Genomic DNA, 23,389 nt, shown 5'->3' with positions numbered 1-23,389 from the left:
GCGCCGCCATGGACCGGATCGCCCTGCTGATCGAAGACCTCGCGGCGGCCGAATACCGACCGAAGGCGGCGTTGCGGGAAGCGCTCAAGCACCCGTCCGCCGTCGCGGAGGCGACGCTGCCGCTGCTGGAGGGCGCGGCCGACGGACGTGAGCTGACGCCGGAGGAGACGAACCTTCTCTTCTGGGGCCTGCACGTCCTGGCCCATGCCCGGGATACGCGCGCCCTGGCACCGCTGCTGAGGCTGCTCCGGCACGACGAGGAAACCCTCGACGCCCTCCTCGGCGATGCCGTCACGGCGACCCTTGCCAAGGTCCTGGCGAGCCTGTTCGACGGCGATCCGCAGCCGCTGTTCCGCCTGATCCTGGACAGCACGGTGGACGATTACGTGCGCATGGCGCTGCTCAGCGCCTGCACCTTCCTGACCCTGGAGGGTCGGATCGATCGGGCCGCGATGCACGACCTGCTGGTCCGGTTCGACGACGCTCAGGCGGCCGTTGAAGAGGCGCCGGCCTGGGTCGGCTGGGAGGAGACGATCGCCCATCTCGGCTTCCGGGACCTCGCACCTCGGGCGGCTGCGGCCCGTGCCGACGGACGCCTCACAGACGAGATCAGCGACGCCGGGTGGTTCAAAGACGCTCTGCGCAAGGCCGAGGCCAATCCGGACGACCGCGACCGGCTCGGCCCCTACCAGTACGGCTACCTCGACGAACCGGTGGAAGCCCTCGACTGGGCCGAGGAGGGCGCGGGGGAGCCGACGCGCAATCCGCTCAAGGACGTCGGCCGCAACGATCCGTGTCCCTGCGGCTCCGGGAAGAAGTTCAAGAAGTGCTGCCTCGGTGCCGAGACCGTCGAGGGCCCGTGGATGCCGCCGGGTTCCCTAGGCCGCTGAGGCAGCGGTACCGCTGAGCGGGTTGTCGGGATCCCAGCCGTAGCTCAGCGTCTCGAACCGCATGGCGCGGGCATCGACCATCAGGAGGCGCCCGACCAGGGGCTCTCCGAAGCCCGCCACCGCGCGGAGCAGCTCCATGGCCATCAACGAGCCCATCACCCCGGCCAGGGCTCCCAGCACGCCGGCCTCCGCGCAGGCCGGCACGCTGCCGGGCGGGGGCGGGTTCGGGAAGAGGCAGCGATAGGTTGGGTTCGGCGTCCCGTCCGGCCCGGTCTCGTGGGCGCGGATCGTGGTCAGCGTCCCGTCGAAGCGGCCGAGCGCCGCCGTCACCAGCGGGCGGCGCGCGCGGAAACAGGCATCCGACACCGCGTAGCGCGTGGCGAAATTGTCGGATCCGTCGGCCACGAGGTCGTAGCCGGTGATCAGGTCGACGGCGTTGTCCGGATCGATCCGGACCGGATGCGGGACGACGGTCACGTGCGGGTTGAGCCGCGCCACCGCGTCGGCGGCGCTCTCGACCTTCGGCCGGCCGAGATCCGGCGTGCCGTGGATCACCTGCCGCTGGAGGTTCGAAAGGGAAACCGCGTCGTCGTCGACGATTCCGATCGTCCCGATTCCGGCGGCGGCGAGATACTGGATCAGCGGCGCGCCGAGCCCCCCGGCCCCGACGACCAGGATCCGGGCGGCCTTGATCCGGGCCTGGCCGGGGCCGCCGACCTCGGCGAGGACGAGGTGGCGGGCATAGCGTTCGATCTCATCGGGAGCGAGGGCCATGGCTGCCCCTTAATCCGCGGCGCCGCCAATCGGAAGCGCTGAAAAGACAACGCCGCCCCGGTGAGGAGGCGGCGCGGGTCTCGCGTCTCGGGATCGGTGCCGCTCAGCGCGGCGCCAGGATCATGATCATCTGGCGGCCTTCGAGCATCGGCTCGCTCTCGACCTTGGCGATCTCCGCCGTCTCGCTCTTCACGCGCTCCAGGAGGCGCAGACCGATATCTTGGTGAGCCATCTCACGACCGCGGAAGCGCAGGGTCACCTTGACCTTGTCGCCTTCCTCGAAGAAGCGGTGCACCGACTTCATCTTGGTGTCGTAGTCGTGCTTGTCGATGCCGGGGCGGAGCTTGATCTCCTTCACCTCGACGGTCTTCTGGCGCTTGCGGGCCTCGTTCTGCTTCTTCTGCTCGTTGAAGCGGAAGCGCCCGTAATCGAGCAGCTTGCAGACGGGCGGCACGGAGTTCGGCGCGATCTCCACGAGATCGAGACCGGCTTCCTCAGCCAGATTGAGGGCGTCGAAGAAGGGGACGACGCCGCGGTTCTGCCCGGTATCGTCGATCAGCTGCACTTCCCGCACACCGCGAATGTCGCGGTTGGCGCGCGGCCCGTCCTTCTGCGGGGCCGGCATGGCTCTCATCGGTCTACGAATGGCTTAGGTCTCCTGCTGCAACGGCGAAACGGCGGTTCCCAGAAGGATCTCCTGGCCGCCTGCCGCCCCGGTCTCTTCCGGACGTACAACGTTGGTGGAACCGCGACCAGAGTCAACCGCCTGAAGCCGCGGTGCCGAAAATAATCGGCCGCGGCGTCTCGGTCCGCTTTCCGGGTCAGCCGGCCGCTCAGGGCAAGCGGCCGAGCAGCCCCGCATAGACCGCCAACGTGTCGCCGACCATGCGCTCGAGGGAGAAATGCGCCGCGACATGCGCACGGCTCCGCCGCCCAAGGGCGTCGCGGGCGCTGGCGCCGAGGGAAAGGGCCTCGGTCAGGGATGTGGCGAGCGCGGCTGCGTCGCCGGCCGGGACGCGCCATCCGGTACGCTGGCCCGCTGGCGTCTCCGGCGGCGCCAGTACGGTTTCCGGTACGGCCCCGAGATCGGATACCACCACCGGTGTACCGAGCGCCTGCGCCTCCACGGCCGAACGGCCGAAGGCCTCCGGCTCAACGGACGGCACCGCCACCACCGAGGCGGCCCGGAAGGCGGCCGGCATGTCGGTGCAGTGACCGACCCGCCGGACGATGCCTTCGAGCCCGCGCGCGGCGATCAGCGCATCGAGTTCGCGCTCGTAGGAGGCGCGTCCCTGAGGGTCTCCCGCCAGGACCACCGCCAGATCGGGAACGCCGCGGTCGCGCATCTGCGCGGCCGCCTCGATCAGCACCCGATGGCCCTTCCAGGCCGTGAGGCGGGCGGCCAGCAGGATCACGCGCTCGTGCGGCGCGACATTCCAGCTCCGGCGCAGCGCCTCGACCCGTACGGCGCCGACGGCGACCGGGTTGAACACGCCGAGATCCGTGCCGCGATGGATGACCCGCACGCGGTCGCCAGCCTGCTCGGCATGCAGCCGGTGGATCAGGTCTGCGGTGTAGTGCGAGTTGGCGATGACCACGTCGCCGCGGGCCATCACCGAGTTGTACAGAACCTTGACGTTGGTCCGGCCGGAATAGCTGCCGTGATAGGTAGTGACGAACGGCAGGCCGAGCCGGCGCGCCGCTCCGAGGGCGACCCAGGCGGGCGCACGGGAGCGGGCATGGATGATCTGCACCTGCTCGCGGCGGCAGAGGGCCATGAGCCGCAGGACGTTCACGGCCATCAGCGCCGGATTCTTCGCGGCGGCCGGGAAGCGAAGCCAGTGGCCGCCCTTGGCCTGCAATTCCCCGACGAGCCGTCCACCCTCGGTCGCCACCAGCGCGCGGGCGCCCACGGCCGCGAGGCCGCCGGCGACATCGACGGTGGTGCGCTCGGCGCCTCCGGCGTCGAGTTCGGGAATGATCTGCAGGACGCGAGCGCCCGCAAGGGCCCCGACTTCCGCGGGAAAACCCGACAAGGCGTGTGTACCTTCGCCCGTCCGCGGTCCATCGGCGAGGACGCGCAGGCCCCCGACCGGTATCTGCCAAATGCTCGCTACCATTGATCCAGCATCGCCGCCGGGCTTTACGGTCCGGTAAACGAGAGTTGAAGCCGAACCGTTCAGGTCCGGACTTCTTCCACGTCGAGACAGGGATATCGGAGAGAACGATGTCGGATATGGCCCCCGAGTTCCTCACCGTCGGCACGGGCGAGGCCGCCCGGCGCATCGCCGTGCGGGTGCGTCAGGGGGGCGGTCCACCGGTCGTCTGGCTCGGCGGATTCCGCTCCGACATGACGGCCACCAAGGCGACGGCGCTGGATGCCTGGGCCTCGCAGAGAGGCCGCACGCTCATCCGCTTCGATTATGCCGCGCATGGGGCCTCGAGCGGCACCTTCACGGAATGCACGATCTCTTCGTGGCTCGAGGACGCGCAGGCCGTCCTGGCCGCCTACGCCACGGAGGCGCCGATTCTCATCGGCTCGTCGATGGGGGGGTGGATCGCCTGCCTGGCCGCCCGCGACCGGGCGAACGGAGGTCAGGCGACCGCCGGTCTCGTGCTCATAGCCCCGGCCCTGGATTTCACCGAAGAGCTGATCTGGAACCGCCTCGGCGAGGCGGCCCGCGCCATGCTGATCCGGGACGGCATCTTGCGGAGGCCCAGCGACTACGGGTCGGAACCGGACCCGATCACCCTGAACCTCATCGACGACGGGCGGCGCCATTGCATGCTCGGCGACACGGTCGATCCGGCCTGCCCGGTCCAGATCCTCCAGGGCATGCGGGACACCGATGTGCCTTACACCCACGCCCTGAAGATCCTCGGCCGGCTGCCGGCCGAGGGCACCGTGCTGACGCTCATCGCCGACGGGGATCACCGCCTGTCGCGGCCGCAGGACATCGCGCGCCTGGTCGCCGCAGTGGACGAGATCGCCTGACCGGTTCCTCGGCCGGAGCGGTCAGTGGAGGCTGACCGGCTGCAGGTCCTGCGCGACCGCATTCGCCAGGACGACGTCCCGCGAATCGGCGAGCATGATCGGTGCGCCACTCGCCGAGAGCAGGGCAAACAGATCGAGGCCTGGCAACAGCTCGGGCGCCTGTGGGAAGAAACGGCGGACCTCGTCGGACCGGATGGGCCGGACATAGGCGATGTGACCCTCGCCCAAGGCCGCGAGATCGGCGGGCGCAAAATCGGCCGGGTCGAGATCGGCCGGGGTCAACGGAGACGGGTTCAGATTGGTCATCAAAGCCCTCCTGGGGTGGCAGAGCGTCCGCCGCCGATCCTGAAGGCTTCGGCGGCTCCCCGCTGATGTGGGGATCCGCGCCGTCCAATCAATCTGTCTCAGCCGCGGGCGCCGATATCGATCTTGCGCACGATGCGGTCCGGTTCCGGACGGACCAGATCGATCGACAGCAGGCCGTTGGCGAGGTCGGCCCCGAGGACCTCCATGCCGTCGGCGAGGAGGAAGGCCCGCTGGAACTGGCGCGCCGCAATGCCGCGGTGAAGAAAGTGCCTCTCGCGCTCGTCGACCTGGCGACCGCGCACGACGAGCTGGCTCTCCTCCAGCATGACGTCCAACTGGTCGCGGGTGAAGCCGGCGACCGCCAGCGTGATGCGCAGGCGCTCGGGCTCGCTCTCAGTGCGGGGCAGCCGCTCGATGTTGTAGGGTGGATAGCCGTCATTGGCGGCCTTTGAGACGCGGTCGAGAGCCTGTTCGATCTCGTCGAAGCCGAGCAGGAACGGGTGCCCGAAGGGCGAAGATCGGGTCATCGCGGCCATCATCCAGAAAGCGAGGCCTCCGACCCCGGGATCCGCCGCAATCCCGGGATGCCTGAGCACCTCGTCGACAGGGAGCCCACCGAAGTAGCGCTCCGCCGGACGAGACGTCGCCGGCAACAACGAGATATGGCCAAGGCCGTCCGGGCCATCAAGGGAGGCCGCGGGTTTCGTCCGGACGGCGAGGTCCGATCCAATCCAGGATAATTAGGCAAAAATTACCGGGACGCATAGGCAAAGACGTGAACGGCCACGCTTTCCTCTAACAGTTTGGAACTGCTCTGATTTTCTCGCTGGGCCTTGATCCGGGCGGCCGGCCTGGATACTGCCGCGAAAGAAGATGATCCGACCATGACGGTCGGTCTATGCAAGTTGTCCTGCGACGCGAGGCACCGCAGTCCATGAGCGCGCCCCTGACCCGGACTGATCATGCGGCGATGCGGCGCGTCGCCGATATCTGCGGCGATGAGGCTGATATCCTGGCCCTGTCGGTGGCCCGTTTCGTGGCCGCCGGCTACATGACCAGCGACGTCGCCTGCTGGAACGCGGCCTTCGACGGCGCCGAGCAGCTGCTCGGGCCGACCGAAGGCTGCCGCTTCGTCGCCTGTGTGGTCGCGATCATCCGGGCACTGCGGGCGGAGCGCGACGGCGACTGGTCGTTCATGCCGGCGAGTTGCTGCCGCGTGACCGGTCACGAATGCGCCCTGGTGACGCTGATCAACCGGGGGCGTCAGCGCCTCTGGACGGATCTGGAGGCGGCCGCCGCCGAGATCACCGGACGGGAGGCGGCGCCCCGCCTCGTGGCGGCGGTCCGCGCGGCCGTCGGGCCGCTGGATGCGGCGGCCCAACGCCTCGCCCCGGCCTCCTGCCCCGCCGGCGCGGTGCTTCACTGATCCGGCCCCCAACCCGCCCGGCCGGCGCGGCGCGAAACGCCGGCCGGCAGACACTTGAAAAGGACTTGGTCACGGTGATTGCCCTGCGCGCCCCCCTGTACCGTCGGCGGATCGGGCGTATCGCCCTCGACACGGCGGCCTGCTTCGCGCTCTCGGCGCTCCTCGTGGTATCGGCCCTGGCGCAGGATGCCGCGGAGAAGTCCGCGCCGATCAAGCTGCAGCTCAACAAGGTCGAGACTGCGGGCGAGGCCTGCCGGATCACCATGGTGATCGACAACAAGGGGCCCGGCCTGAAATCCTACAAGGTGGATCTCTTCGCCTTCGACCCGGAGGGCGTCGCGCAGAAGCGTGTCGCGGTGGAGCTCGGTCCGCTGCCGCCGAAGAAGACCACCGTCAAGATCTTCGACTTCCCCGGCATCGCCTGCAACAAGGTCGGGCGCGTCCTGTTGAACGACGTTCTGGCCTGCGACGGCGGTGATTCCGCGCGCGAGGCCTGCCTCGAGCGAACCGAGACCGACAGCAAGGCCGGCCTCCCGTTCGACCGCTGATGCGGATGGTTTGACGGTCGATCAGACCAAACCGCCCGGCGGCGAGGGTCGCCGGGCGGCCTGCGGCTTTCGCCGCACCCCGAGATGACGGCGGCGCAAGGCCGCGTGAGACCAAGACGCCAGGAGCCCGCGATGGACCCGACACAAGCGCCGATCGAGGCGGCCCACGACTTCTCCTTCCTCGGTCTGTTCCTGCAGGCCGACCCGATCGTGAAGGGCGTGATGATCCTGCTGGTGATCGCCTCGATCGCCTGCTGGACGGTGGTGTTCGAGAAGATCATCCGGCTGGCCGCCGCCCGGCGTCAGGCCAAGGCCTTCGCCACGCTGGTCCGCTCCGGCGGCAGCCTCGACGGCGAGCATCGCGGCATCGCCGGCCACGTGGTGAAGGCGGCCATCGACGCGTGGCGCGATCAGGATTCCTCCGAGACCCGCGCCGAGCGCCGCGACCGGATCGAGCGGGCGATGAAGGGCGCCCTCACCCTCGAGGTGAAGCGCCTGCGCACCGGCCTGTCGCTGCTGGCGACTTCGGGCTCCACGGCCCCGTTCGTCGGGCTGTTCGGGACTGTCTGGGGCATCATGAACTCGTTCTCGTCGATCGCCCGGAGCCAGGACACGTCGCTGGCCGTGGTGGCCCCGGGCATCGCGGAGGCGCTGTTCGCCACGGCGATCGGTCTCGTCGTCGCGATCCCGGCGGTGATGGCCTACAACAAGCTGTCGAGCGACGTGAGCGGCATCCAGAGCACCTTCTCGTCCTACATCTCGGTTCTGGGCAACCGTCTCGCGCGCGACCGCGCCGGCGCCCATCGGGCGGCTGCCGAATAGAGCCGCCGCGCCCGCCCGCACAGAACCGAACGTAACGGTACCGGAGACGCCCCATGGCGATGGGATCCCTTCGCGCGAACGACGACGACGACCTCGACGACATGCCGATGTCCGACATCAACGTCACGCCGATGGTCGACGTGATGCTCGTGCTCCTGATCATCTTCATGGTCGCCGCACCGCTGATGACCACCGGCGTGCCGGTCCAGCTGCCGAAGACGGCGGCTCCCAAAGTCGCGCAGTCGAAGAAGCCCGCGGAGGTGACGGTCGACAAGGACGGCAACCCGTCCATCGCCAAGGAGGTGTTCACGATGGACAGCATCGTGCCGCGCCTGCGCGAGATGGCGGCTGCCGACAAGGATCAGGTCATCCTCGTGCGCGGCGACCGCGACGTGCCCTACGGCAAGGTGATGGAGGTGATGGGCCTCGTCGGCCAGGCCGGCTTCACCAAGGTGTCGCTGATCGCGCAGTCGCCCGGCGGCGCCGCTCCGGCAGCGGCCGCCGCACCGGCCGCCCCCGCAGGGACCGCGCGCTGAACCGATGAGCACCTTCACGTCGACGGATCTGCCGGTCGGGGCCGGCGAGCGCCGCCCGTCCGGGCTGGTCGCCGCCTTCCTGGTCGCCCTCGGGCTGCATGCGCTTGCGTTGGCCGCGATGATGTTCCTGCGGCTGGCCCCGCCCGCGCCGCCTGGCGAGCAGCAGATCACCGTCGACCTCGCGCCGCTCATGACGGATGCGACCACCGAAGCTCCGGCGGAGCAGCAGATGAGTCAGGAGGCCCCGCCGGAGACGAAGCCGGTGGACGCGCCGCCCGACGAGGCCGTCCAGCCCCCGCCGCCGACCGAGATGACCGAGGTCAAGCCGGAGGACACCCAGCCGGTCGAAGCGCCGGCGGAGGCGCAGCCGGTCGAGGCGCAGAACCAAGTGATCACCTCCACGTCGGAGGCGGCCGAGCCGCTGGCGGCGCCGCCCACCGAGGTCGCCAAGACCGAGGAACCGCCGAAGCCCACACTCGACCCCGCCAAGCTCAAGGCGGAGCGGGAGGCCAAGCTGCGGAAGATCCGTGAGGAGAAGCTCCGCGAGCAGAAGCGCGAAGAGGCGCGTCAGGAGCGCCTGGAGGAGATCCGCGAGGCGAAAGCCAAGGCCGCGCGCGAGGCGAAGGCGCGTGAGGCCAAGGCCCGAGCGGGCGCCGAGCGGAGTTCGGCCTCGGCCTCGCGCCAGAATGCGGTCGGCCGGGCCGCCGCAGGCAACGATCCGAGCGCCATGCGGCAATGGCAGGGCGCGATCAGCGCAGCGATCCACAGCCGGATGAACGTGAACGCGGCCGTCGGAACCGGGGGCGGGACCGCGGTGGTGCGCTTTACCGTGATGCGCTCGGGCCAGGTGACGGGCGCGGGCCTGGCCCGCTCAAGCGGGATCGGCCAGATCGACAGCGCCGCCCTCGCGGCGGTGCGCGGCAGCATGCCGGCGGCGCCGCCTGGTGTCACGCTGTCGAACCTGACGGTCTCTATCCCGCTTCGGTTCGGCGTGCGCTGATCGAACGACGATCGGGGCCGATATCCCTCGTCAGAACGCGGACCCGGGCCGCATGGACAGGTGGACTCGCACGAAGGGTGTGCGCGGTCAGTCCCGACCGTCGATCCGGATTCGCCATCGGCGTCGCGGGCATGCTAAAGCCTTCGCGAAGCTGCTCTCCTTGCGCGCCTGACGGCGGTGCGGGAGGGCGAATGATCCGGCCTTGCCCTCCGCCCGTCGAACAGGCCGGACCCGCTCAGACACCGTCTCGCGCAGGATGCGTCGGGTCGGATCCGTCGAGCCGGGGTGAAAGGGACAGGATGAGCGACGAGACTGAGTTTGACCTCGACGAGGTGAATGCCGTCCGCGACGCGGAAGCGGAAGCGAAGACGCGTGCCGAGAACCGCGCCGAGCGTGCGGAACGTGCGGAGCGCATGGCGCGCGAAGGCGCCCAGGCGATGGCGGAGCATCACGCGGCCATCAAGGCTGTGGACGAGCGGACGCTTCGGCTGCGCTCGCTGCGCCTCGCCAAGGAGGCCGCAGACGCGCAGGCCAAGGCGGCCGAGAAGGAAGCCAAGGCGGCCGCCAAAGGCACCGCGAAGAAGGCCGTGAAGAAGGCGGCACCGAAGAAGACGACCGCGAAGGATTAGGGGTCGATGGCCGAGGACCGCAACCGCCGCCGATTCACCGATCCGCGCGCGACCGCCGAGGCGGCTTTCCGGGCCGCCACGACCCCGAAGCCGGCTGCCCCGCCGCCGCAACCGGCCGCACGGCCGACGACGATCCCCGGCTCGCGGGAGGTGGTGAGCTTGCGTCTCGACAGCGCCGTGCTCGCGCATTTCCAGAAGGACGGGCCGGGCTGGCAGGACCGCATCAACGAGGCGCTCAGAAGCCTCGTCCCAGCGGACGACGCCTGAATCGTCCATTTGATCGGAGGGCGGCCGGGTCTCAGCCCGGCTTCGGCCGGTCACGCAGGATCCGGTTCACCGCCCGGTCAAGGGCGGACAGAAAGGCCGATCGGTCTGCGCGCGAGAACGGCTTCGGCCCGCCCGTGATGGTTCCGGCTTCGCGCAACGATTGCATCAGGTCGCGTGTGGCGAGCGCGAGGCCGATCCCGGACTCGCTGAATGGCTTACCGGTGAAGGCCAGAACCGTGGCGCCGGCTTTCACGCAGCGCGCAGCCAGCGGAACATCGGCGGTGAGCACGATGCTTCCGGGTCCGGCCCGCGCGGCGATCCAGTCATCGGCGGCATCGAGTTCCGAACCGACCACCACGCGCTCGATCCAGGGCTCGCGCGGGAGGTTCAGCACGCTGTTGGCGACGACGTGGACGGTGAGGCCGTAGCGCGCGGCCACCCGGTAGGTCTCGTCCTTCACCGGGCATGCATCGGCGTCGAGATAGATCGCCGGGCCGGTCGGGATGGCACGCGTCGGGTCGCTCGTGGCAGCGCTCATGACCGGGGCACGACCTTCGAGATGAAGCCCGCCAAAATCAGAAGCACACCCAGGCCGAACTGCCAGCGCTCGATATCGCCGCCCACCGACAGCACGATAGCGCGGCCGAAGACCACGACCCCGATCAGCGGCAGGCCGAAACGGAGCGCCATCTTGACGGCGATCAGGGTATTGGCGCGGGCGGCGCTGACACGGGCCATCAGCGGGCGACCGCAGCGCGGCGCGGCGCCAGATCCGCCACGGCGGCACTCTCGGCAGGACCACGCTCCAGCGTCGCCACGGACAACGGCGCGCCGCGGCCGCGGAGGGCATGGGCGCCGAGAGAGCGCGCCCGAACGCCGGCTGGCAGGCGCGGAAGACGGCCGAGGAGATCCTGCGAGATCAGGATGCCGACCCCGAGCGGGCGGCACAGGGCCTCGATCCGCGACGTCACGTTCACGGCGTCGCCGAAATACGCGATCTTGTGGCGGTCGACTCCGACTTCGGCCGTGACCACCGAGCCGCCATGCAGCGCCGCCCGCAGCCGCGGCACCGTCCCGAATCGGGTGGTCCAGGCCGCGGCATCCGCCTCGATCCGGTCGAGCACGTCGAACAGGCAGGTGATGCAGCGCGCGTCCTTGAGGCCGCGGGCCATCGGCCAGGTCACCATGGCGAGATCGCCGACATAGTCGTCCACGGATCCGCCGTTGCGCCGCACCGGCTCGGCCAGCGTCGCGAACACGGCCCCGAGATACTCCTGGGCGCGCAGGTCCCCGTGCGCCTCCGCGAAGGCGGTGGAGCCGACGACGTCGAGGAACAGGAAGATCCGCTCCTCCGCCACCGGCTTGTGGTAGCGGCCGATCATGAAGTTCACGAACACCTCGCCGCCGATCAGATCGCGCATCCGGATCACGAAGACGAGGAGGCCGGACACGGCCAAGGCGTAGGCGAGGACCCGCGCGGTCATCCGGGTCGCGGTCGTCAGATCGTCCGGTGTCAGGGCGAAGGCCCAGACGACCAAGCCGCCGAGGGCGTTGCCCGCCATGATCATCAGGACGTAGGCGAGTTCCGCGGCCAGCACGTAGAGCCACGCCGGCAGGCGGCGGATCCGCGTCTGCAGGCCGGCCAGGATCAGCCCGCGGTCGAAAGCCAGCACCGTGGCACCCATGCAGAGGCCGTAGGTGAATCCGGCGAGGGGAGAGGCGCCAGCCGCGAAGATGATGTTGTAGAGCAACCCCGCGCCGGCCGCCGCCAGCAGGATCAGACCCCAGAATATCCGATGGGCCGGCAGCATCGACACATCTCCAGCATGGCCACTGACGGACCGGGTGTCGCGTGGCCGGGCGCGGCGGCGCCCTGCGGGAGGCGCAGGCTCGGCATACCCGCGCCGCCTGACCTCGAGCCTGGGCCTAAAGTTTAGCGTCGCGGAAGGCCGCCAGCCATTGCTCAACGCCCCAAGATGGCGCGAGTAAGGCGTGCCGGGGAGTTGAACGGCGGACCCATGACACGTCGGCGGCCCGATCCAGACCGGATCGCCGTCAGCAACCCCTGTGACAGCGAAAAGGGAGCGCTGCCATGTATGCCAGGAGCTTCGGCGCGATGCGCGTCTCGGTCCCGGTCATCGGCCAGGGCACGTGGCACATCGACAGTTCGGACCGGACGGATGCGATCCGCGCGTTGCGGGCCGGAATCGACGCCGGCATGACCCATATCGACACTGCGGAGATGTACGGCGACGCGGAGGCAATCGTCGCCGCCGCCATCGCGGATTGCCGCGAGGAGGTCTTCCTCGTTTCGAAGGTGGTCCCTGGCAATGCGACGCGCCGCGGCGTGGCGCGGGCCTGCGAGGCCTCGCTCCGACGGCTGCGGACGGATCGGCTGGACAGCTATCTGCTGCACTGGCCGGGCCAGCACCCCCTCGAGGAGACGATCGCGGGCTTCGAGGATCTGCGCCGGGCGGGCAAGATCCTATCCTGGGGTGTCAGCAATTTCGACGTCGAGGATCTCGACCGCGCCCTCGCCATCGCGGGGCCGGACCGGATCGCCTGCAATCAGGTCCTCTACCACCTGAACGAGCGGGCCATCGAGCATGCCGTGCTGCCCTGGTGCGAGAAGCACGGCGTCGCGATGGTCGGCTACTCGCCCTTCGGCAGCGGCGACTTTCCCGATCCGGACAGTGCTGGCGGCCGCGTCCTGGCGGGCATCGCGCAGAGCCATGGGACGACGCCCTACGCCGTGGCCCTCGCCTTCCTAACCCGGCTGCCCGGCACCTTCACGATTCCGAAGACCGGTCGCCCGGACCGGGCCATCGAGAATGCCGGCGCGGCGGACCTGCATCTGGGTGCGGCCGAGATCGCCCTGATCGACGCGCATTTCCCTCGGGGGCCACGCCCCCGGATCCTGCCCATGCTCTGAGCCGCGGGCCGGCTCAGGCCCGCATCGCCAGTGTCGGGGGGGCAGGCGGCGGCGCGGCCCGCACCCGATTGCGTCCGGCCTTCTTGGCGGCGTAGAGGGCCGCGTCCGCCGCCGTGAAGAGGCCATCGGGCGGATTCCCGCTGGCCGGATCGGCGGAGGCCACGCCGATGCTGACCGTGGCGCTGCCGCCGACGTCCGGAGCATGGGGGATCCCGAGGCTCACCACCGCGCGGCGGATGCGCTCCGCCGCCGCCCCCGCCGCCGTCGCATCGAGTCCCGGCAGCAGCGCGACGAATTCCTCGCCGCCGATCCGGAAGCTCAGCCCGCCGGTATCGAGCGTCTGCTGCAGACACAGCGCCACCGCCTTGAGCACCTCGTCGCCGCGCTGGTGGCCGAAGCGGTCGTTGAACTGCTTGAAGTGGTCGGCATCGACGATCATCAGGGCCAACGGAGTCCGCAGTCGCGCGGCACGGGTCCACTCCACGGCGAAGTGTTCGTCGTAGCTGCGCCGGTTCGGCAGCCCGGTTAAGCCGTCGGTCCGGGCGAGCACCGCGAGTGCAGCATTCGCTTCGCGCGTGGAGGCCTCCGCGGCCGCCCGGCGCCCCACCTCCCGGTGAAGCAGAATTGTCAACCCGAAGGTGAGGACGCAGAGACTGAGGATCAGGATACCGACGATCGCCGCCTTATAGATCCAGACCTCGCGGATGCTGTCGACATCCGTAGCCACCGTCACGATCAGCGGCAGGTCGTCGAGATTCGCGAAGCTGTAGACTCGGTCTACGCCGTCCAAGGCCGACTGTCCCTGAAACTCGCCGCGGGCATGCGCCTGATAGAACGCATGGGCCGGACTTGCACGGATGCTCTGCCCGAGCAGTTGCGGCCGGGCCGGCGCGCGGATCAGGAGCGTCCCGTCCCGATGGAACACGTTTAGGGCGATACCGTCATCGAAACGCAGCCGGTCGAAGAGCGCCCGGAAATGCGCGAGTCTGATCGATCCGTACACGATCCCCGCGAAGGAGCCGTCTGCCGTCTGGATCCGCCGGGTCATGCGGATAATGCGCTCCCCGGTGAGAAGGGACTGAGTCGGCCCTGTGAGGATCAGACCCGCATCGGGATTGGACTTGTGGATCTGGAATTCCGGCAGCGTGCTCAGGTTGGGCCGGTTCCGCAGGTTGGGATCGCTCGTGAGTTGGACATCACCCGCCGCATCCGTGACGGTGATCGGGCCGAGACCGGAGCCCGCGACGGCGGTGTCGAACACGGCCAGGCGTCTCAGTTCCGGGTCAAGGGTTATGATGTCCGCGCGGTGCGCCAAGCGTGCGGAACTCTGCAGAGAGAAATCGTAGACCCGCAGGCTGTGGCCGACCCCCTCCTCGATCACGGCCAGAAGGTTCGCAGCGTTGCGCCGCGCATTGTGCCAAGCGACATCGCGCAGATCGAGGCAGAGATAGACCCCGAGCAGCGTCAGGCAGAGCAGCAGGCACGTGCCCCCCAGCGCGATCAGACGCGAGGCGCGATCGGCGAGGTGGACTCGGATCGCTGTGGCAGTCGCGCGCGGGACCATGGGCTCGATCGGGTTGCCGCCGGCCCCGGCAACCGGGGAGCGGACTTGCTATCGACCCGAATTCTGAGTCCCGAATATTGAAAAAGGCGTTATTTTAGGAATTAAGAAGCGTCCGACTTGCGCCAATATAGATCAATCGGCGCCAGGTCTGTCAGTGCTGCAGCGTCAAATCCGCGCTCAGCCGGATTTCGAGCACCGTCGATCAGATCCGCGATGGGGTGGCGAGCTCCGGGCCGTCACCGATCGGCGGCGTCAGTCGCCGATCCCGAACAACTTTTCGATGAAGTTGCGGTCATCCTTCTGAGCGCGCCGCGCCGGCGCGGACTGGCGCGGCGCGGGCGCCTCCGGTTCGCCCAGGATCTGCCCGAGGAGCCCGCCCGGTGCAGGCGGCGCGGCACTCGCCACCGAGGCGGTCGTCTCCGGCTGCCTGCGCCAGCGGTTCAGGCCGGGGAGCGGGACCGGAGTCTGCCCCTTCAGCGCCTGGGTCATATACGACTTCCAGATGTCGGCCGGCAGATTGCCGCCGGTGACCTTCTTGGTCAGCTCGCCGTCGTCGTTGCCGAGCCAGACCCCGGTGACGAGGCTGCCCGAGAAGCCGATGAACCAGGCATCGCGGTAGTCCTGCGTGGTGCCGCTCTTGCCCGCGAGATCCCAGCCCGGGATGTCCGCCTTCTTGCCGGTGCCGCTGACGAAGACCTCGTGCATCATCGCATTCATCATGCCGTCGGCGTTGGCATCGATGACCCGGCCGAGACCGTTGTCGGAGCGCTTGTACAGGACCTTGCCGCCCTGGCTCTTCACGGCGGTCACCACGTAGGGGATCACGCCGGTGCCGCCGTTGGCGAAGGCCCCGTAGGCGCCGACCATCTCCAGCAGCGTCACTTCGGACGTGCCCAGGGCGATGGAGCCGTTGGCCTGGAGCGGCGAGGTGATGCCGAGCCGCTGGGCGGTCTGCACCACGGTCTTCGGGCCGACCTCCTGGCCGAGCCGCACCGCGACGGTATTGAGCGAATGGGCAAGCGCCGTCCGCAGGGTGACAGGCCCCTCGTACCGGTGCGAGTAGTTCTCCGGGGCCCAGTTGCCGATCCGGACCGGCGCGTCCTCGCGGACCGTGTCGGGCGTGGCGCCGTGCTCCACGGCAGCGAGGTACACGAAGGGCTTGAACGAGGAGCCGGGCTGGCGCTTCGCGGTCGTGGCACGGTTGAACTGGCTCTGGGCGTAGTCGCGCCCGCCGATCAGCGCCCGGATCGCGCCGTCGGGCCGCATCGAGACCAGCGCGCCCTGGCCGACATTGAAGCGTGCGCCCTTGGCGTTGAGCTCGTCGGTGAGCACCTTCTCGGCAGCGGCCTGGAGGACGGGATCAACGGTCGTCTGGACCGTGATGTCGGTGTCGAACTTGCCGACGTAGTCGTCGAGCACGTCCATCACGAGGTCTGCGACGTAATTGGCCGAACCGCCGCCGCGGGCATTGGTGGGCTTGGCCGGCTGAGCGAGCGCCACCTTCACGTCCTGCGGCGCGGCGAAGCCGAGTTCCTGCATCGCGGCGAGCACCTGGGCGGCGCGGGCCTGGGCGGCCGGGAGGTTGCGGTTCGGAGCGAGCCGCGACGGCGCCTGAACGAGGCCGCCGAGCATCGCGGCCTGCGCAAGGCTCACCTCCTTGGCGGGCTTGCCGAAATAGCGCTGCGCGGCCGCCTCGACGCCGTAGGCGCCGGCGCCGAAATAGACACGGTTCAGGTAGAGTTCGAGGATCTCGTCCTTGGTGTACTTGTGCTCCAGCCAGAGCGCGAGGATCGCCTCCTGGATCTTGCGCGAGGCGGTCCGCTCCTGCGTCAGGAACAGATTCTTGGCGAGCTGCTGCGTCAGGGTCGAGCCGCCCTGCGCGACGCCGCGCCGGGTCAGGTTCTGACCGATGGCGCGCAGGATGCCGACCGGATCCACGCCGAAATGCTGGTAGAAGCGCCGATCCTCGATCGCCACGAAGGCGCGCGGCAGGTAGGGCGGCAATTCCTTGATCGAGACCACCCGGCCGCCGGTCTCGCCGCGATTGGCGAGCAGCGAGCCGTCGCTCGCCAGGATGGCGATGTTGGGCGGCCGCTTCGGCACCGCGAGCTGGTCGATCGGCGGCAATTGCGACGCGTGGTAGGCGATGAGCCCGGCAAGCCCGATCACCGCCCAGAGACCGAGGACGACGGTGCCGTAAACGATGCGGCCGAGCCAGGACCGCCGGCGTCGGCCGCGACCCGAGGCCTTCGCCCGCCCGGTGGTCCGCGCCAGTGCCTTGTTCGGCTGCCGCGCTCCTCCGCCGCCCGATCGCTTCGCCACGCCGTCTCCTGCCCCCCCGGGACGGTCCTCCCGGGACAGGCGCAGATCGAGTTCGCCGCGATCCCGGACACGCCCCTCGGGCACGTCGAAGTTCGGCTCAATCCTGCCCCGACCCTTGGCCATGCATCCCGTCTACGAATGTTCCGCCGCAGCGCGTCTGTCGGGCGCGCCGCAGGACGGTTTCCGCACGCTAAATGCGGCGGTTTAAGGGGCCGTTATCGAAGCGTTCGGCGCCCGTTCCCCATCCCGCGCGCCGATACGCCCTAGCGTTGGGCAGGAGGCTGGACGACCGGCGCGCCGAGCACCCGTCGGGCCTCCGCGAGCAGCACGGAATGGCGGGCCGATTGCGGACCTGAATCCGGCGTCTCACGGCCCAGCCGGGCGATGCGCGACCGGAACAGGCGTCGGCGCAGGCCGAACCAGCCGATGCTCATCAGCAGCGCCTGAAGCACGAGACGGACGGCCTCCGTCCGCTCGCGCTCCTCGGCGACCACCGCCGAGAGCGCCGCCTCGCGGCGAAGGGCAGCCTCCAGCTCCTCCCGGACGGCGGCGCGGGCCGCCTCGTCCTTGCGCGCCGCGTCGAGCTGGATCCGGCATTCCTGCAGCGCGCTGAGCAACAGAAGCTCCTGCGCGGACGCATCCCTCATCAAGGCCTCCTGGGGCGCCCTATCCCGTTCGACCACGGGTGGCTCCGCCCGATCATCGTCATGGCGGTGCCAAAACAGCCCGCACAGATCCGTGCGCGACGCCATAGCGAGCGCGGCCGCTGGCCGGAAGCCGCCGACCGGATTATTCGGCACGCGGACCGCGACGCAATGGGGAATCGGGGACGTGCAGATTCGGATCGCTCTGGCCTTCGGAGCCATCATACTGGGAGCCGGCACGGTGATGCCCGCGCCGGCCCGGGCCTATCAGCTCGATACGGTGAATCTGGTCGGCTGCGCCCAGGAAGGCGGCGTCTGCCGGATGCCCTACGCGACCAACGTCTATTACGGCGTGCCCGGCCGGACCAACGGTCGGCCGTTTCCCCAGGGCGGCGCCGTGCCCTGCAACAGCCAGACCTTCGGCGATCCCGCACCGGGCCAGGCGAAGAGCTGCTGGTACGCACCGCGCATCACTGCGGGCGGCTCTGGCGGTGGCGGCTTCGGCGGCGGCGGATACGGCGGTGGCGGGTACCGGAGCGATGATTACGACGACCGGCGCGACGCCTATCGCTATGGCCGCGACTACGACCGGCCGCGCGCACGCCGCCCGTACGACGACGATTATGAGCCTGGGCCGCGCCGCTACAGGGATGATCCGGACGACTATTGATCTCGATCTGAGAGCGCAGGCAAGGGATCGTATTTGCCCTGTTAACCCCCATCCGGCATCGTCCCGGACCGCGGAGATCGTCTCCGCGGACCCGCGGGTGCGGATGGGGGAGTCGATGAGGGAGAATCGCCGCGGCGTCTTCCGGAAGAACGCCTTCACCTTCGGCGCGGTCCTGCTCGACGGCGGCGAAGTCAGTTGCTTGGTCTGGGACGCGACCGAGGTCGGCGCCCAGATCGAGGTCGACGGCGATCATGTGGTGCCGGACCGCTTCCCGCTCCGCGTGAGCGCCGGCGCCGAGCCGCGCGCGGCGGCCGTTGCATGGCGGCGCAGCCGCCGGATCGGCATCGCCTTCGAGGGCTGAAGCCGCACGTCTCAGGTCGCCTGCAGGACCGGGCGGGTCTGGGACTCCGACCCCACGAGCCGGCACCAGCGCGGCCGCACGAACAGCAGATCGAGCGCCGTGCCGCGAACCAGCCGCTCCAGGACCAGCGGCAGCAGCACCGCCACGGTCATGACGATGAGGCTTGCAAGTCCGATATCGGCGATGGCTCCGGTGCGCACGAGGATCTCCCGGGTCGCCGCCATGGGTAGCGAAAAGGCGAGATAGATCACGATCGAGCGCTGCCCGCAGGTTCGGACCGCCTCGGCGATCGGCCCCCCGACGCGGCCGAGGAGCGACGCCGCCACCACGATCGCGAGCGCACCGGCGGCGCCGAGGGCGAGGCTCACCAGCGGCAGGCTGGCGAGGGTCGGGTGATTCGGAAGGCCCGACGGAGTCAGCGCGAGCCAACCTTCCAGAAACGCCCATGCGGCGAGGCCGCACAGGGCGAGCCGGACCCGGTGCCGGGCCGCGTCCGCGAGGGCGAAGATGCGGCCGGCGAACAGATAGCCGGCGACGAAGAAGACATATCGGGCGCAGAACTCCTCAATGAGGGTCGACTCGCTGCGGATGTCGGCAATCTGCAGCACGGCGGCACCGGCGAGCAGCACGGCGTCGGGCACGCGGCGCAGAGCCTTGGTGACGACCGAGAACACCGCGAGCAGATAGATGAACCACAGCGTCGAGTAGGGTTCGATCAGGGCATGGGCGAGATGCGCCGCGAAGGCCGTGGGGCCGTCATCGCCGGCGATCTTGCCGTATCTGGCGGCCGACTGGATCACGAGCCAGAGCAGGTAGAAATAAGCGAAATGGACCACCCGGCGGTCGGAGAACAGGCGCCAGTCGCGGTCGATCACCCGCCCCATGAACAGGCCGGACAGAAGGAAGAAGTCCGGAATCCGGAACGGCTTCGCGAAGGCCACGACCGGATGGAGGAAACCTTCCCCGCCCATAGCGTCGCCGGTGCCCGTGACGGAATGCATCATGACCACCAGGAGGATGCAGATCCCCTTGGCGATATCGACCCAGGCGAGCCGATCACCCGTATCCCCGACCCCGGCCATCGTCCCACCCTCGCGATCGGAGGGATCCTGGACCGGTTTGGGTTGACGGCGATGAACGTGATCGCCGCAACCTGCGGATGTGACGAACGGTCGGTAAACGCCGGCGGTCAGACCTTGCGCCGCGCCGACCGCCGCGCGCGGGTCATGCGCGTCGCGGCGTGAAAATCGTCCGGCCGGCCGCGCACCCAGGCGAGGAAGCGGGCTATCTCCGGATCGGTCCGCAGGGCTTCAAGATCGGCCAGGCGCTTGGCGATCTCGGCCTCACTGTAGCGTGCATGGATCGCCGAGTGGCAGATCTGGTGCAGGCGGACGGTACCGCGATGGGTTCCGCCCTTGAGCTTCGGGGTGAGGTGATGGAGGCTGGAGCGAGCGCGATGCGGAATCGGGCGCTCACAGAGCGGGCAGACCGGCTCGGGCCGGCCCTGCGCACCCGGTGCGTCCGGATCCTCGGCGCTCCAGCGCTGCGAGCGCCGTCCGACCACGCGCCCCCCTCTCCTATCCTTGCTGATCGACCGGCTGCGGGCAGGTCGGACCGACACGCTCTCTGAACATCGCCTCGGCCTCTCGGTCCCGGCCCCCCAGGATGGACACGTGGTCGCCCGGGATCACGGCGATCCGCGCCCGCGGGCCGGCTGCTGCGGCGAGGCCTTGCGCCAACTTGAGCGGCACCACCGTGTCGTCGCGTCCCTGCACGATCAGAACCGGCGCAGTTCCGCCACGGATGCGCGTGTCCGAGCGGTATGTGTCGCGCAGGAGCCAGATGGGGACTAGCGGGACATGCAGCCGCACGGTGTGGATCATCGAGTCGAACGGGGCCTCCAGGTAAAGCCCGATCGTCGGCACCCGTTCGGCGACGGCGACCGCGACGGCCGCCCCCAGCGAATGGCCGTGCAGCAGGATCGGCGCGTCGGGCGCCTGTGCCCGCGCGGCGTTCACGGCCGCCAGGCCGTCGCGGATCAGGCCGTCTTCGCTGGGGCTGCCGGTCGAGCCGGGATAGCCGCGATAGGCCACGGTCAGCAGACCCCAGCCGCGCGCCCGCCACGGCTCCGCGGCGAAGCGCTCCGCGTGCGGTTCCGGGCGGGATCCATTGCCGTGGAAACTGACGATGACGCCGCAGCCCGGCCGCGGCGGCCGCCACAGTCCGTGCAGGGTCTCGCCATCCGAGGTCGCGACCGTGATCGTCGCGACCCCGGGCGGCACCGGCCAGGGTGTCGGCGGGCTGAAGGCGCCCGGATAGAGGAAGCGGCGCTGTCCGAGGGCGAGCGCGGCGCAGGCCAACCCGCAGAGCAGGAGCACGGCGAGCAGGAGGCCGGCGAGGAGTCGCATGCGATGCGGGGGAGGCCGTGGGGTTGAGAAGCGGATGCGTTCGATCGAACGGTTTTCGGGATGTGTTTTCTAGGGCGCCCGGTCAGCATTGACAAAGCCGTCCGCGCGCCTGAGTCTGGAACCGTTCCGAGGGGAGCCCCGCAGGGGGCTGAGATTGGGCACGCTGCCCTGACCCTTGAACCTGATCCGGCTCATACCGGCGGAGGGACGGGAACCTGCGGTCGCATGTCGCGCGGCCCCATCTCATCTCGGCCATCGCGTGGACCGGACTGCTCCAGCACGAGGAGAGGCCCACGATGAACGCACCCGTTCTCCCCAAGGACGTGAAAGGCAGCCCGGAGACCGTGACCACGGGTCCGGTGACCGGATCGCGCAAGGCCTATGCGAGCCCGGCCGGACGGCCGGACATCCGCGTCCCCTACCGCGAGATCGTCCTCTCCGATCCGAAGGAGGAACCGGTGCGGGTCTACGACCCGTCGGGCCCCTACACCGAGACCGACGCGCGGATCGACCTCAATGCCGGCCTCCCCGGCGTGCGCGAGCCCTGGATCGCGGCCCGCGGCTACGCAGCCGTCGCGCCGCGGGCGGTGAAGCCCGAGGATAACGGCTTCGCGGGCGACAAGCTCGTGGCCCCCTGCCCTGCCGAGCGGACCATCCGCAAGGCGGCCCCGGGCCAGAGGGTGACCCAGTACGAGTTCGCCCGCGCGGGGATCATCACCGAGGAGATGATCTACGTTGCCCATCGCGAGAACGTCTGCCGCGAGAAGATGCTCGCGGGCGCCGAGGCCGCACTCGCCGACGGCCAGAGCTTCGGGGCCTCGGTCCCGCCCTTCATCACCCCCGAATTCGTGCGCGACGAGATCGCCCGCGGCCGGGCGATCATCCCGGCCAACATCAACCACACCGAGCTGGAGCCGATGGCGATCGGCCGGAACTTCCTGGTCAAGATCAACGCCAATATCGGCAACTCGGCCGTGACCTCCTCGGCCGCCGACGAGGTCGAGAAGCTCGTCTGGTCGATCCGCTGGGGCGCCGACACGGTCATGGACCTGTCCACCGGCCGCAACATCCACAACATCCGCTCGTGGATCATCCGCAACAGCCCGGTCCCGATCGGCACGGTGCCGATCTATCAGGCGCTGGAGAAGGTCGGCGGCGACCCGCTCAAGCTCGACTGGGAGGTCTTCAAGGACACGCTGATCGAGCAGGCCGAGCAGGGCATCGACTACTTCACCATCCATGCGGGCGTGCGTCTCGCCCACGTGCCGCTGACCGCCCGGCGCGTCACCGGCATCGTCTCGCGCGGCGGCTCGATCATGGCGCGCTGGTGCCTGGCCGGGCACCGGGAATCGTTCCTCTACGAGCGGTTCGACGAGATCTGCGACATCATGCGGGCCTACGACGTGTCGTTCTCGCTGGGCGACGGCCTGCGCCCGGGCTCGATCGCCGACGCCAACGACGCCGCCCAGTTCGGCGAGCTGGAGACGCTGGGCGAGCTGACCAAGGTCGCCTGGGACAAGGGCTGCCAGGTGATGATCGAGGGCCCCGGCCACGTGCCGATGCACAAGATCAAGGTCAACATGGAGAAGCAGCTGAAGGAGTGCGGCGAGGCGCCGTTCTACACCCTCGGCCCGCTGACCACCGACATCGCCCCCGGCTACGACCATATCACCTCGGGCATCGGCGCCGCGATGATCGGCTGGTTCGGCACCGCGATGCTCTGCTACGTCACCCCGAAGGAGCATCTCGGCCTGCCCGACCGGGACGACGTGAAGACCGGCGTGATCACCTACAAGATCGCTGCCCACGCCGCCGACCTCGCCAAAGGCCACCCGGCCGCGCAGCTGCGCGACGACGCGCTCAGCCGCGCCCGGTTCGACTTCCGCTGGGAGGACCAGTTCAACCTGGGCCTCGATCCGGATACGGCCCGCCGCTACCACGACGAGACCCTGCCGAAGGACGCCCACAAGGTCGCGCATTTCTGCTCGATGTGCGGGCCGAAATTCTGCTCGATGAAGATCACGCAGGATCTGCGCGCCGAGGTGCTGGCGATGGAGGAAGCCGGCGAAGTCGTGGGCGCGTCGCCCGCGATGTCCAAGGCCGAGGCCGAAGCCGGCATGCGGGCCAAGTCGGAGGAGTTCCTGGCCGAGGGCGGCAAGCTCTACGTCGACGCCGCCGAGTGAGGCCAAGTCACGCCCGGTCCGATCCGGATGCGGGCGTGCCGCCGTTCCGCCCCGGCGTTCCACCGCACGGGGCCTCGATGTCGAGGACCGCTCCGGGTCGGGCGCCATTGGT

27 protein-coding genes and 1 riboswitch are annotated in these 23,389 nt (G+C 69.6%); of the genes, 13 read left to right on the top strand and 14 right to left on the bottom strand.

From position 1 onward, the window contains the following. Positions 1 to 8 precede the first annotated feature (8 nt). A complete protein-coding gene (locus ABC766_RS23710) occupies positions 9 to 890 on the top strand; it encodes a DUF1186 domain-containing protein (RefSeq protein WP_342140881.1) in 882 nt (293 codons plus the stop codon). Here ABC766_RS23710 and ABC766_RS23705 read toward each other — a convergent pair. The 3 genes from ABC766_RS23705 to ABC766_RS23695 form a co-directional block, all read right to left on the bottom strand. Next, positions 879 to 1,664, bottom strand: coding sequence for a molybdopterin-synthase adenylyltransferase MoeB (locus ABC766_RS23705; protein WP_342140880.1), 786 nt, complete (start codon positions 1,662 to 1,664; stop codon positions 879 to 881). The genes ABC766_RS23710 and ABC766_RS23705 overlap by 12 nt on opposite strands. 103 nt (positions 1,665 to 1,767) lie before the next feature. Further along, positions 1,768 to 2,289 (bottom strand): translation initiation factor IF-3, encoded by a 522-nt coding sequence (gene infC, locus ABC766_RS23700; RefSeq protein ID WP_020092802.1) that lies wholly within the window; start codon positions 2,287 to 2,289, stop codon positions 1,768 to 1,770. A 208-nt stretch (positions 2,290 to 2,497) separates the two neighbouring features. Then, positions 2,498 to 3,784 (bottom strand): glycosyltransferase family 4 protein, encoded by a 1,287-nt coding sequence (locus ABC766_RS23695; RefSeq protein ID WP_236952958.1) that lies wholly within the window; start codon positions 3,782 to 3,784, stop codon positions 2,498 to 2,500. Positions 3,785 to 3,891: 107 nt separating this feature from the next. Between ABC766_RS23695 and ABC766_RS23690 the strand changes: the two genes are divergently transcribed. Beyond that, positions 3,892 to 4,659 (top strand): alpha/beta hydrolase, encoded by a 768-nt coding sequence (locus tag ABC766_RS23690; RefSeq protein WP_345819672.1) that lies wholly within the window; start codon positions 3,892 to 3,894, stop codon positions 4,657 to 4,659. Positions 4,660 to 4,680: 21 nt separating this feature from the next. Here the strand turns inward: ABC766_RS23690 and ABC766_RS23685 are convergent, their stop codons facing one another. Together ABC766_RS23685 and ABC766_RS23680 are read right to left on the bottom strand one after the other, a co-directional pair. Continuing rightward, positions 4,681 to 4,965 (bottom strand): DUF1150 family protein, encoded by a 285-nt coding sequence (locus ABC766_RS23685; RefSeq protein WP_043354930.1) that lies wholly within the window; start codon positions 4,963 to 4,965, stop codon positions 4,681 to 4,683. Positions 4,966 to 5,063: 98 nt separating this feature from the next. Continuing rightward, entirely contained in the window at positions 5,064 to 5,492 is a 429-nt protein-coding gene (locus ABC766_RS23680; protein WP_012320108.1) for an Hsp20 family protein, read from the bottom strand. Positions 5,493 to 5,899: 407 nt separating this feature from the next. Between ABC766_RS23680 and ABC766_RS23675 the strand changes: the two genes are divergently transcribed. From ABC766_RS23675 to ABC766_RS23645, 7 genes are all read left to right on the top strand, one after another. Next, the gene (locus ABC766_RS23675) at positions 5,900 to 6,391 is read left to right on the top strand and encodes a hypothetical protein (protein ID WP_170861845.1); all 492 of its coding nucleotides are present in this window, start codon (positions 5,900 to 5,902) and stop codon (positions 6,389 to 6,391) included. Positions 6,392 to 6,465: 74 nt separating this feature from the next. Then, positions 6,466 to 6,939, top strand: coding sequence for a hypothetical protein (locus ABC766_RS23670; RefSeq protein ID WP_043354914.1), 474 nt, complete (start codon positions 6,466 to 6,468; stop codon positions 6,937 to 6,939). A 132-nt stretch (positions 6,940 to 7,071) separates the two neighbouring features. After that, a complete protein-coding gene (locus ABC766_RS23665) occupies positions 7,072 to 7,761 on the top strand; it encodes a MotA/TolQ/ExbB proton channel family protein (protein ID WP_043354911.1) in 690 nt (229 codons plus the stop codon). Positions 7,762 to 7,814: 53 nt separating this feature from the next. Continuing rightward, the gene (locus ABC766_RS23660; protein ID WP_342145051.1) at positions 7,815 to 8,297 is read left to right on the top strand and encodes an ExbD/TolR family protein; all 483 of its coding nucleotides are present in this window, start codon (positions 7,815 to 7,817) and stop codon (positions 8,295 to 8,297) included. A 4-nt stretch (positions 8,298 to 8,301) separates the two neighbouring features. Further along, a complete protein-coding gene (locus ABC766_RS23655; RefSeq protein WP_345819671.1) occupies positions 8,302 to 9,297 on the top strand; it encodes a TonB family protein in 996 nt (331 codons plus the stop codon). Between the two features lie 299 nt (positions 9,298 to 9,596). After that, on the top strand, positions 9,597 to 9,926 hold the full coding sequence (locus tag ABC766_RS23650) for a hypothetical protein (RefSeq protein ID WP_051044989.1): 330 nt from the start codon (positions 9,597 to 9,599) through the stop codon (positions 9,924 to 9,926). Between the two features lie 6 nt (positions 9,927 to 9,932). Next, entirely contained in the window at positions 9,933 to 10,193 is a 261-nt protein-coding gene (locus ABC766_RS23645; RefSeq protein WP_043378655.1) for a BrnA antitoxin family protein, read from the top strand. Positions 10,194 to 10,224: 31 nt separating this feature from the next. Here the strand turns inward: ABC766_RS23645 and ABC766_RS23640 are convergent, their stop codons facing one another. The 3 genes from ABC766_RS23640 to ABC766_RS23630 are packed head-to-tail and all read right to left on the bottom strand — an operon-like array spanning position 10,225 to position 12,004. Beyond that, positions 10,225 to 10,731 carry a YaiI/YqxD family protein gene (locus ABC766_RS23640; RefSeq protein ID WP_342145048.1) on the bottom strand — a complete coding sequence of 169 codons (507 nt, stop codon included), beginning with the start codon at positions 10,729 to 10,731 and terminating at the stop codon, positions 10,225 to 10,227. Further along, positions 10,728 to 10,931, bottom strand: a complete 204-nt coding sequence (locus ABC766_RS23635; protein ID WP_043378658.1) for a hypothetical protein — start codon at positions 10,929 to 10,931, stop codon at positions 10,728 to 10,730. Before ABC766_RS23635 ends, ABC766_RS23640 begins: the two co-directional genes overlap by 4 nt. Further along, positions 10,931 to 12,004, bottom strand: coding sequence for an adenylate/guanylate cyclase domain-containing protein (locus tag ABC766_RS23630; RefSeq protein ID WP_043378663.1), 1,074 nt, complete (start codon positions 12,002 to 12,004; stop codon positions 10,931 to 10,933). The genes ABC766_RS23635 and ABC766_RS23630 overlap by 1 nt, the downstream gene beginning before the upstream one ends. A 281-nt stretch (positions 12,005 to 12,285) precedes the next feature. On the opposite strand from ABC766_RS23630, the gene ABC766_RS23625 reads away from it, so the two are divergent. Beyond that, a complete protein-coding gene (locus ABC766_RS23625) occupies positions 12,286 to 13,125 on the top strand; it encodes an aldo/keto reductase (RefSeq protein ID WP_286963132.1) in 840 nt (279 codons plus the stop codon). A gap of 13 nt (positions 13,126 to 13,138) precedes the next feature. Here ABC766_RS23625 and ABC766_RS23620 read toward each other — a convergent pair whose 3' ends face one another. From ABC766_RS23620 to ABC766_RS23610, 3 genes are all read right to left on the bottom strand, one after another. Further along, positions 13,139 to 14,689 (bottom strand): sensor domain-containing diguanylate cyclase, encoded by a 1,551-nt coding sequence (locus ABC766_RS23620; RefSeq protein ID WP_345819670.1) that lies wholly within the window; start codon positions 14,687 to 14,689, stop codon positions 13,139 to 13,141. Positions 14,690 to 14,941: 252 nt separating this feature from the next. Then, positions 14,942 to 17,134 carry a transglycosylase domain-containing protein gene (locus ABC766_RS23615; RefSeq protein ID WP_345819669.1) on the bottom strand — a complete coding sequence of 731 codons (2,193 nt, stop codon included), beginning with the start codon at positions 17,132 to 17,134 and terminating at the stop codon, positions 14,942 to 14,944. A 140-nt stretch (positions 17,135 to 17,274) separates the two neighbouring features. Then, entirely contained in the window at positions 17,275 to 17,658 is a 384-nt protein-coding gene (locus ABC766_RS23610; RefSeq protein ID WP_043378674.1) for a hypothetical protein, read from the bottom strand. Between the two features lie 184 nt (positions 17,659 to 17,842). Between ABC766_RS23610 and ABC766_RS23605 the strand changes: the two genes are divergently transcribed. After that, positions 17,843 to 18,325 (top strand): hypothetical protein, encoded by a 483-nt coding sequence (locus ABC766_RS23605; protein WP_345819667.1) that lies wholly within the window; start codon positions 17,843 to 17,845, stop codon positions 18,323 to 18,325. A gap of 115 nt (positions 18,326 to 18,440) precedes the next feature. After that, on the top strand, positions 18,441 to 18,686 hold the full coding sequence (locus ABC766_RS23600; RefSeq protein WP_043352457.1) for a hypothetical protein: 246 nt from the start codon (positions 18,441 to 18,443) through the stop codon (positions 18,684 to 18,686). Positions 18,687 to 18,697: 11 nt separating this feature from the next. On the opposite strand, the gene ABC766_RS23595 is transcribed toward ABC766_RS23600, so the two are convergent. From ABC766_RS23595 to ABC766_RS23585, 3 genes are all read right to left on the bottom strand, one after another. Continuing rightward, entirely contained in the window at positions 18,698 to 19,768 is a 1,071-nt protein-coding gene (locus ABC766_RS23595) for an acyltransferase family protein (protein ID WP_345819666.1), read from the bottom strand. Between the two features lie 107 nt (positions 19,769 to 19,875). After that, positions 19,876 to 20,250, bottom strand: a complete 375-nt coding sequence (locus tag ABC766_RS23590) for a restriction endonuclease (RefSeq protein WP_043352432.1) — start codon at positions 20,248 to 20,250, stop codon at positions 19,876 to 19,878. A gap of 13 nt (positions 20,251 to 20,263) precedes the next feature. Beyond that, entirely contained in the window at positions 20,264 to 21,094 is an 831-nt protein-coding gene (locus ABC766_RS23585; RefSeq protein WP_043378682.1) for an alpha/beta hydrolase, read from the bottom strand. Positions 21,095 to 21,213: 119 nt separating this feature from the next. Then, a riboswitch (TPP riboswitch) is annotated at positions 21,214 to 21,319 on the top strand. A 71-nt stretch (positions 21,320 to 21,390) separates the two neighbouring features. Between ABC766_RS23585 and thiC the strand changes: the two genes are divergently transcribed. Beyond that, positions 21,391 to 23,277, top strand: a complete 1,887-nt coding sequence (gene thiC / locus ABC766_RS23580; RefSeq protein ID WP_043352437.1) for a phosphomethylpyrimidine synthase ThiC — start codon at positions 21,391 to 21,393, stop codon at positions 23,275 to 23,277. Positions 23,278 to 23,389: the final 112 nt, after the last annotated feature.

The organism is Methylobacterium fujisawaense (genome assembly GCF_039619325.1).
Classification (GTDB): domain Bacteria; phylum Pseudomonadota; class Alphaproteobacteria; order Rhizobiales; family Beijerinckiaceae; genus Methylobacterium; species Methylobacterium fujisawaense.
Note: the sequence above shows the minus strand (reverse complement) of the source record. Positions and strands in the feature narration are given on the sequence as shown.

Excerpts from the sequence above, each read along its gene's own strand:
- ABC766_RS23710 (WP_342140881.1), top strand. The coding sequence starts at position 9 with ATGGACCGGATCGCCCTGCTGATCGAAGACCTCGCGGCGGCCGAATAC.
- ABC766_RS23705 (WP_342140880.1), bottom strand. The coding sequence starts at position 1,664 with ATGGCCCTCGCTCCCGATGAGATCGAACGCTATGCCCGCCACCTCGTC.
- infC (WP_020092802.1), bottom strand. The coding sequence starts at position 2,289 with ATGCCGGCCCCGCAGAAGGACGGGCCGCGCGCCAACCGCGACATTCGC.
- ABC766_RS23695 (WP_236952958.1), bottom strand. The coding sequence starts at position 3,784 with ATGGTAGCGAGCATTTGGCAGATACCGGTCGGGGGCCTGCGCGTCCTC.
- ABC766_RS23690 (WP_345819672.1), top strand. The coding sequence starts at position 3,892 with ATGTCGGATATGGCCCCCGAGTTCCTCACCGTCGGCACGGGCGAGGCC.
- ABC766_RS23685 (WP_043354930.1), bottom strand. The coding sequence starts at position 4,965 with ATGACCAATCTGAACCCGTCTCCGTTGACCCCGGCCGATCTCGACCCG.
- ABC766_RS23680 (WP_012320108.1), bottom strand. The coding sequence starts at position 5,492 with ATGACCCGATCTTCGCCCTTCGGGCACCCGTTCCTGCTCGGCTTCGAC.
- ABC766_RS23675 (WP_170861845.1), top strand. The coding sequence starts at position 5,900 with ATGAGCGCGCCCCTGACCCGGACTGATCATGCGGCGATGCGGCGCGTC.
- ABC766_RS23665 (WP_043354911.1), top strand. The coding sequence starts at position 7,072 with ATGGACCCGACACAAGCGCCGATCGAGGCGGCCCACGACTTCTCCTTC.
- ABC766_RS23660 (WP_342145051.1), top strand. The coding sequence starts at position 7,815 with ATGGCGATGGGATCCCTTCGCGCGAACGACGACGACGACCTCGACGAC.
- ABC766_RS23655 (WP_345819671.1), top strand. The coding sequence starts at position 8,302 with ATGAGCACCTTCACGTCGACGGATCTGCCGGTCGGGGCCGGCGAGCGC.
- ABC766_RS23650 (WP_051044989.1), top strand. The coding sequence starts at position 9,597 with ATGAGCGACGAGACTGAGTTTGACCTCGACGAGGTGAATGCCGTCCGC.
- ABC766_RS23645 (WP_043378655.1), top strand. The coding sequence starts at position 9,933 with ATGGCCGAGGACCGCAACCGCCGCCGATTCACCGATCCGCGCGCGACC.
- ABC766_RS23640 (WP_342145048.1), bottom strand. The coding sequence starts at position 10,731 with ATGAGCGCTGCCACGAGCGACCCGACGCGTGCCATCCCGACCGGCCCG.
- ABC766_RS23635 (WP_043378658.1), bottom strand. The coding sequence starts at position 10,931 with ATGGCCCGTGTCAGCGCCGCCCGCGCCAATACCCTGATCGCCGTCAAG.
- ABC766_RS23630 (WP_043378663.1), bottom strand. The coding sequence starts at position 12,004 with ATGCTGCCGGCCCATCGGATATTCTGGGGTCTGATCCTGCTGGCGGCG.
- ABC766_RS23625 (WP_286963132.1), top strand. The coding sequence starts at position 12,286 with ATGTATGCCAGGAGCTTCGGCGCGATGCGCGTCTCGGTCCCGGTCATC.
- ABC766_RS23620 (WP_345819670.1), bottom strand. The coding sequence starts at position 14,689 with ATGGTCCCGCGCGCGACTGCCACAGCGATCCGAGTCCACCTCGCCGAT.
- ABC766_RS23615 (WP_345819669.1), bottom strand. The coding sequence starts at position 17,134 with ATGGCCAAGGGTCGGGGCAGGATTGAGCCGAACTTCGACGTGCCCGAG.
- ABC766_RS23610 (WP_043378674.1), bottom strand. The coding sequence starts at position 17,658 with ATGAGGGATGCGTCCGCGCAGGAGCTTCTGTTGCTCAGCGCGCTGCAG.
- ABC766_RS23600 (WP_043352457.1), top strand. The coding sequence starts at position 18,441 with ATGAGGGAGAATCGCCGCGGCGTCTTCCGGAAGAACGCCTTCACCTTC.
- ABC766_RS23595 (WP_345819666.1), bottom strand. The coding sequence starts at position 19,768 with ATGGCCGGGGTCGGGGATACGGGTGATCGGCTCGCCTGGGTCGATATC.
- ABC766_RS23585 (WP_043378682.1), bottom strand. The coding sequence starts at position 21,094 with ATGCGACTCCTCGCCGGCCTCCTGCTCGCCGTGCTCCTGCTCTGCGGG.
- thiC (WP_043352437.1), top strand. The coding sequence starts at position 21,391 with ATGAACGCACCCGTTCTCCCCAAGGACGTGAAAGGCAGCCCGGAGACC.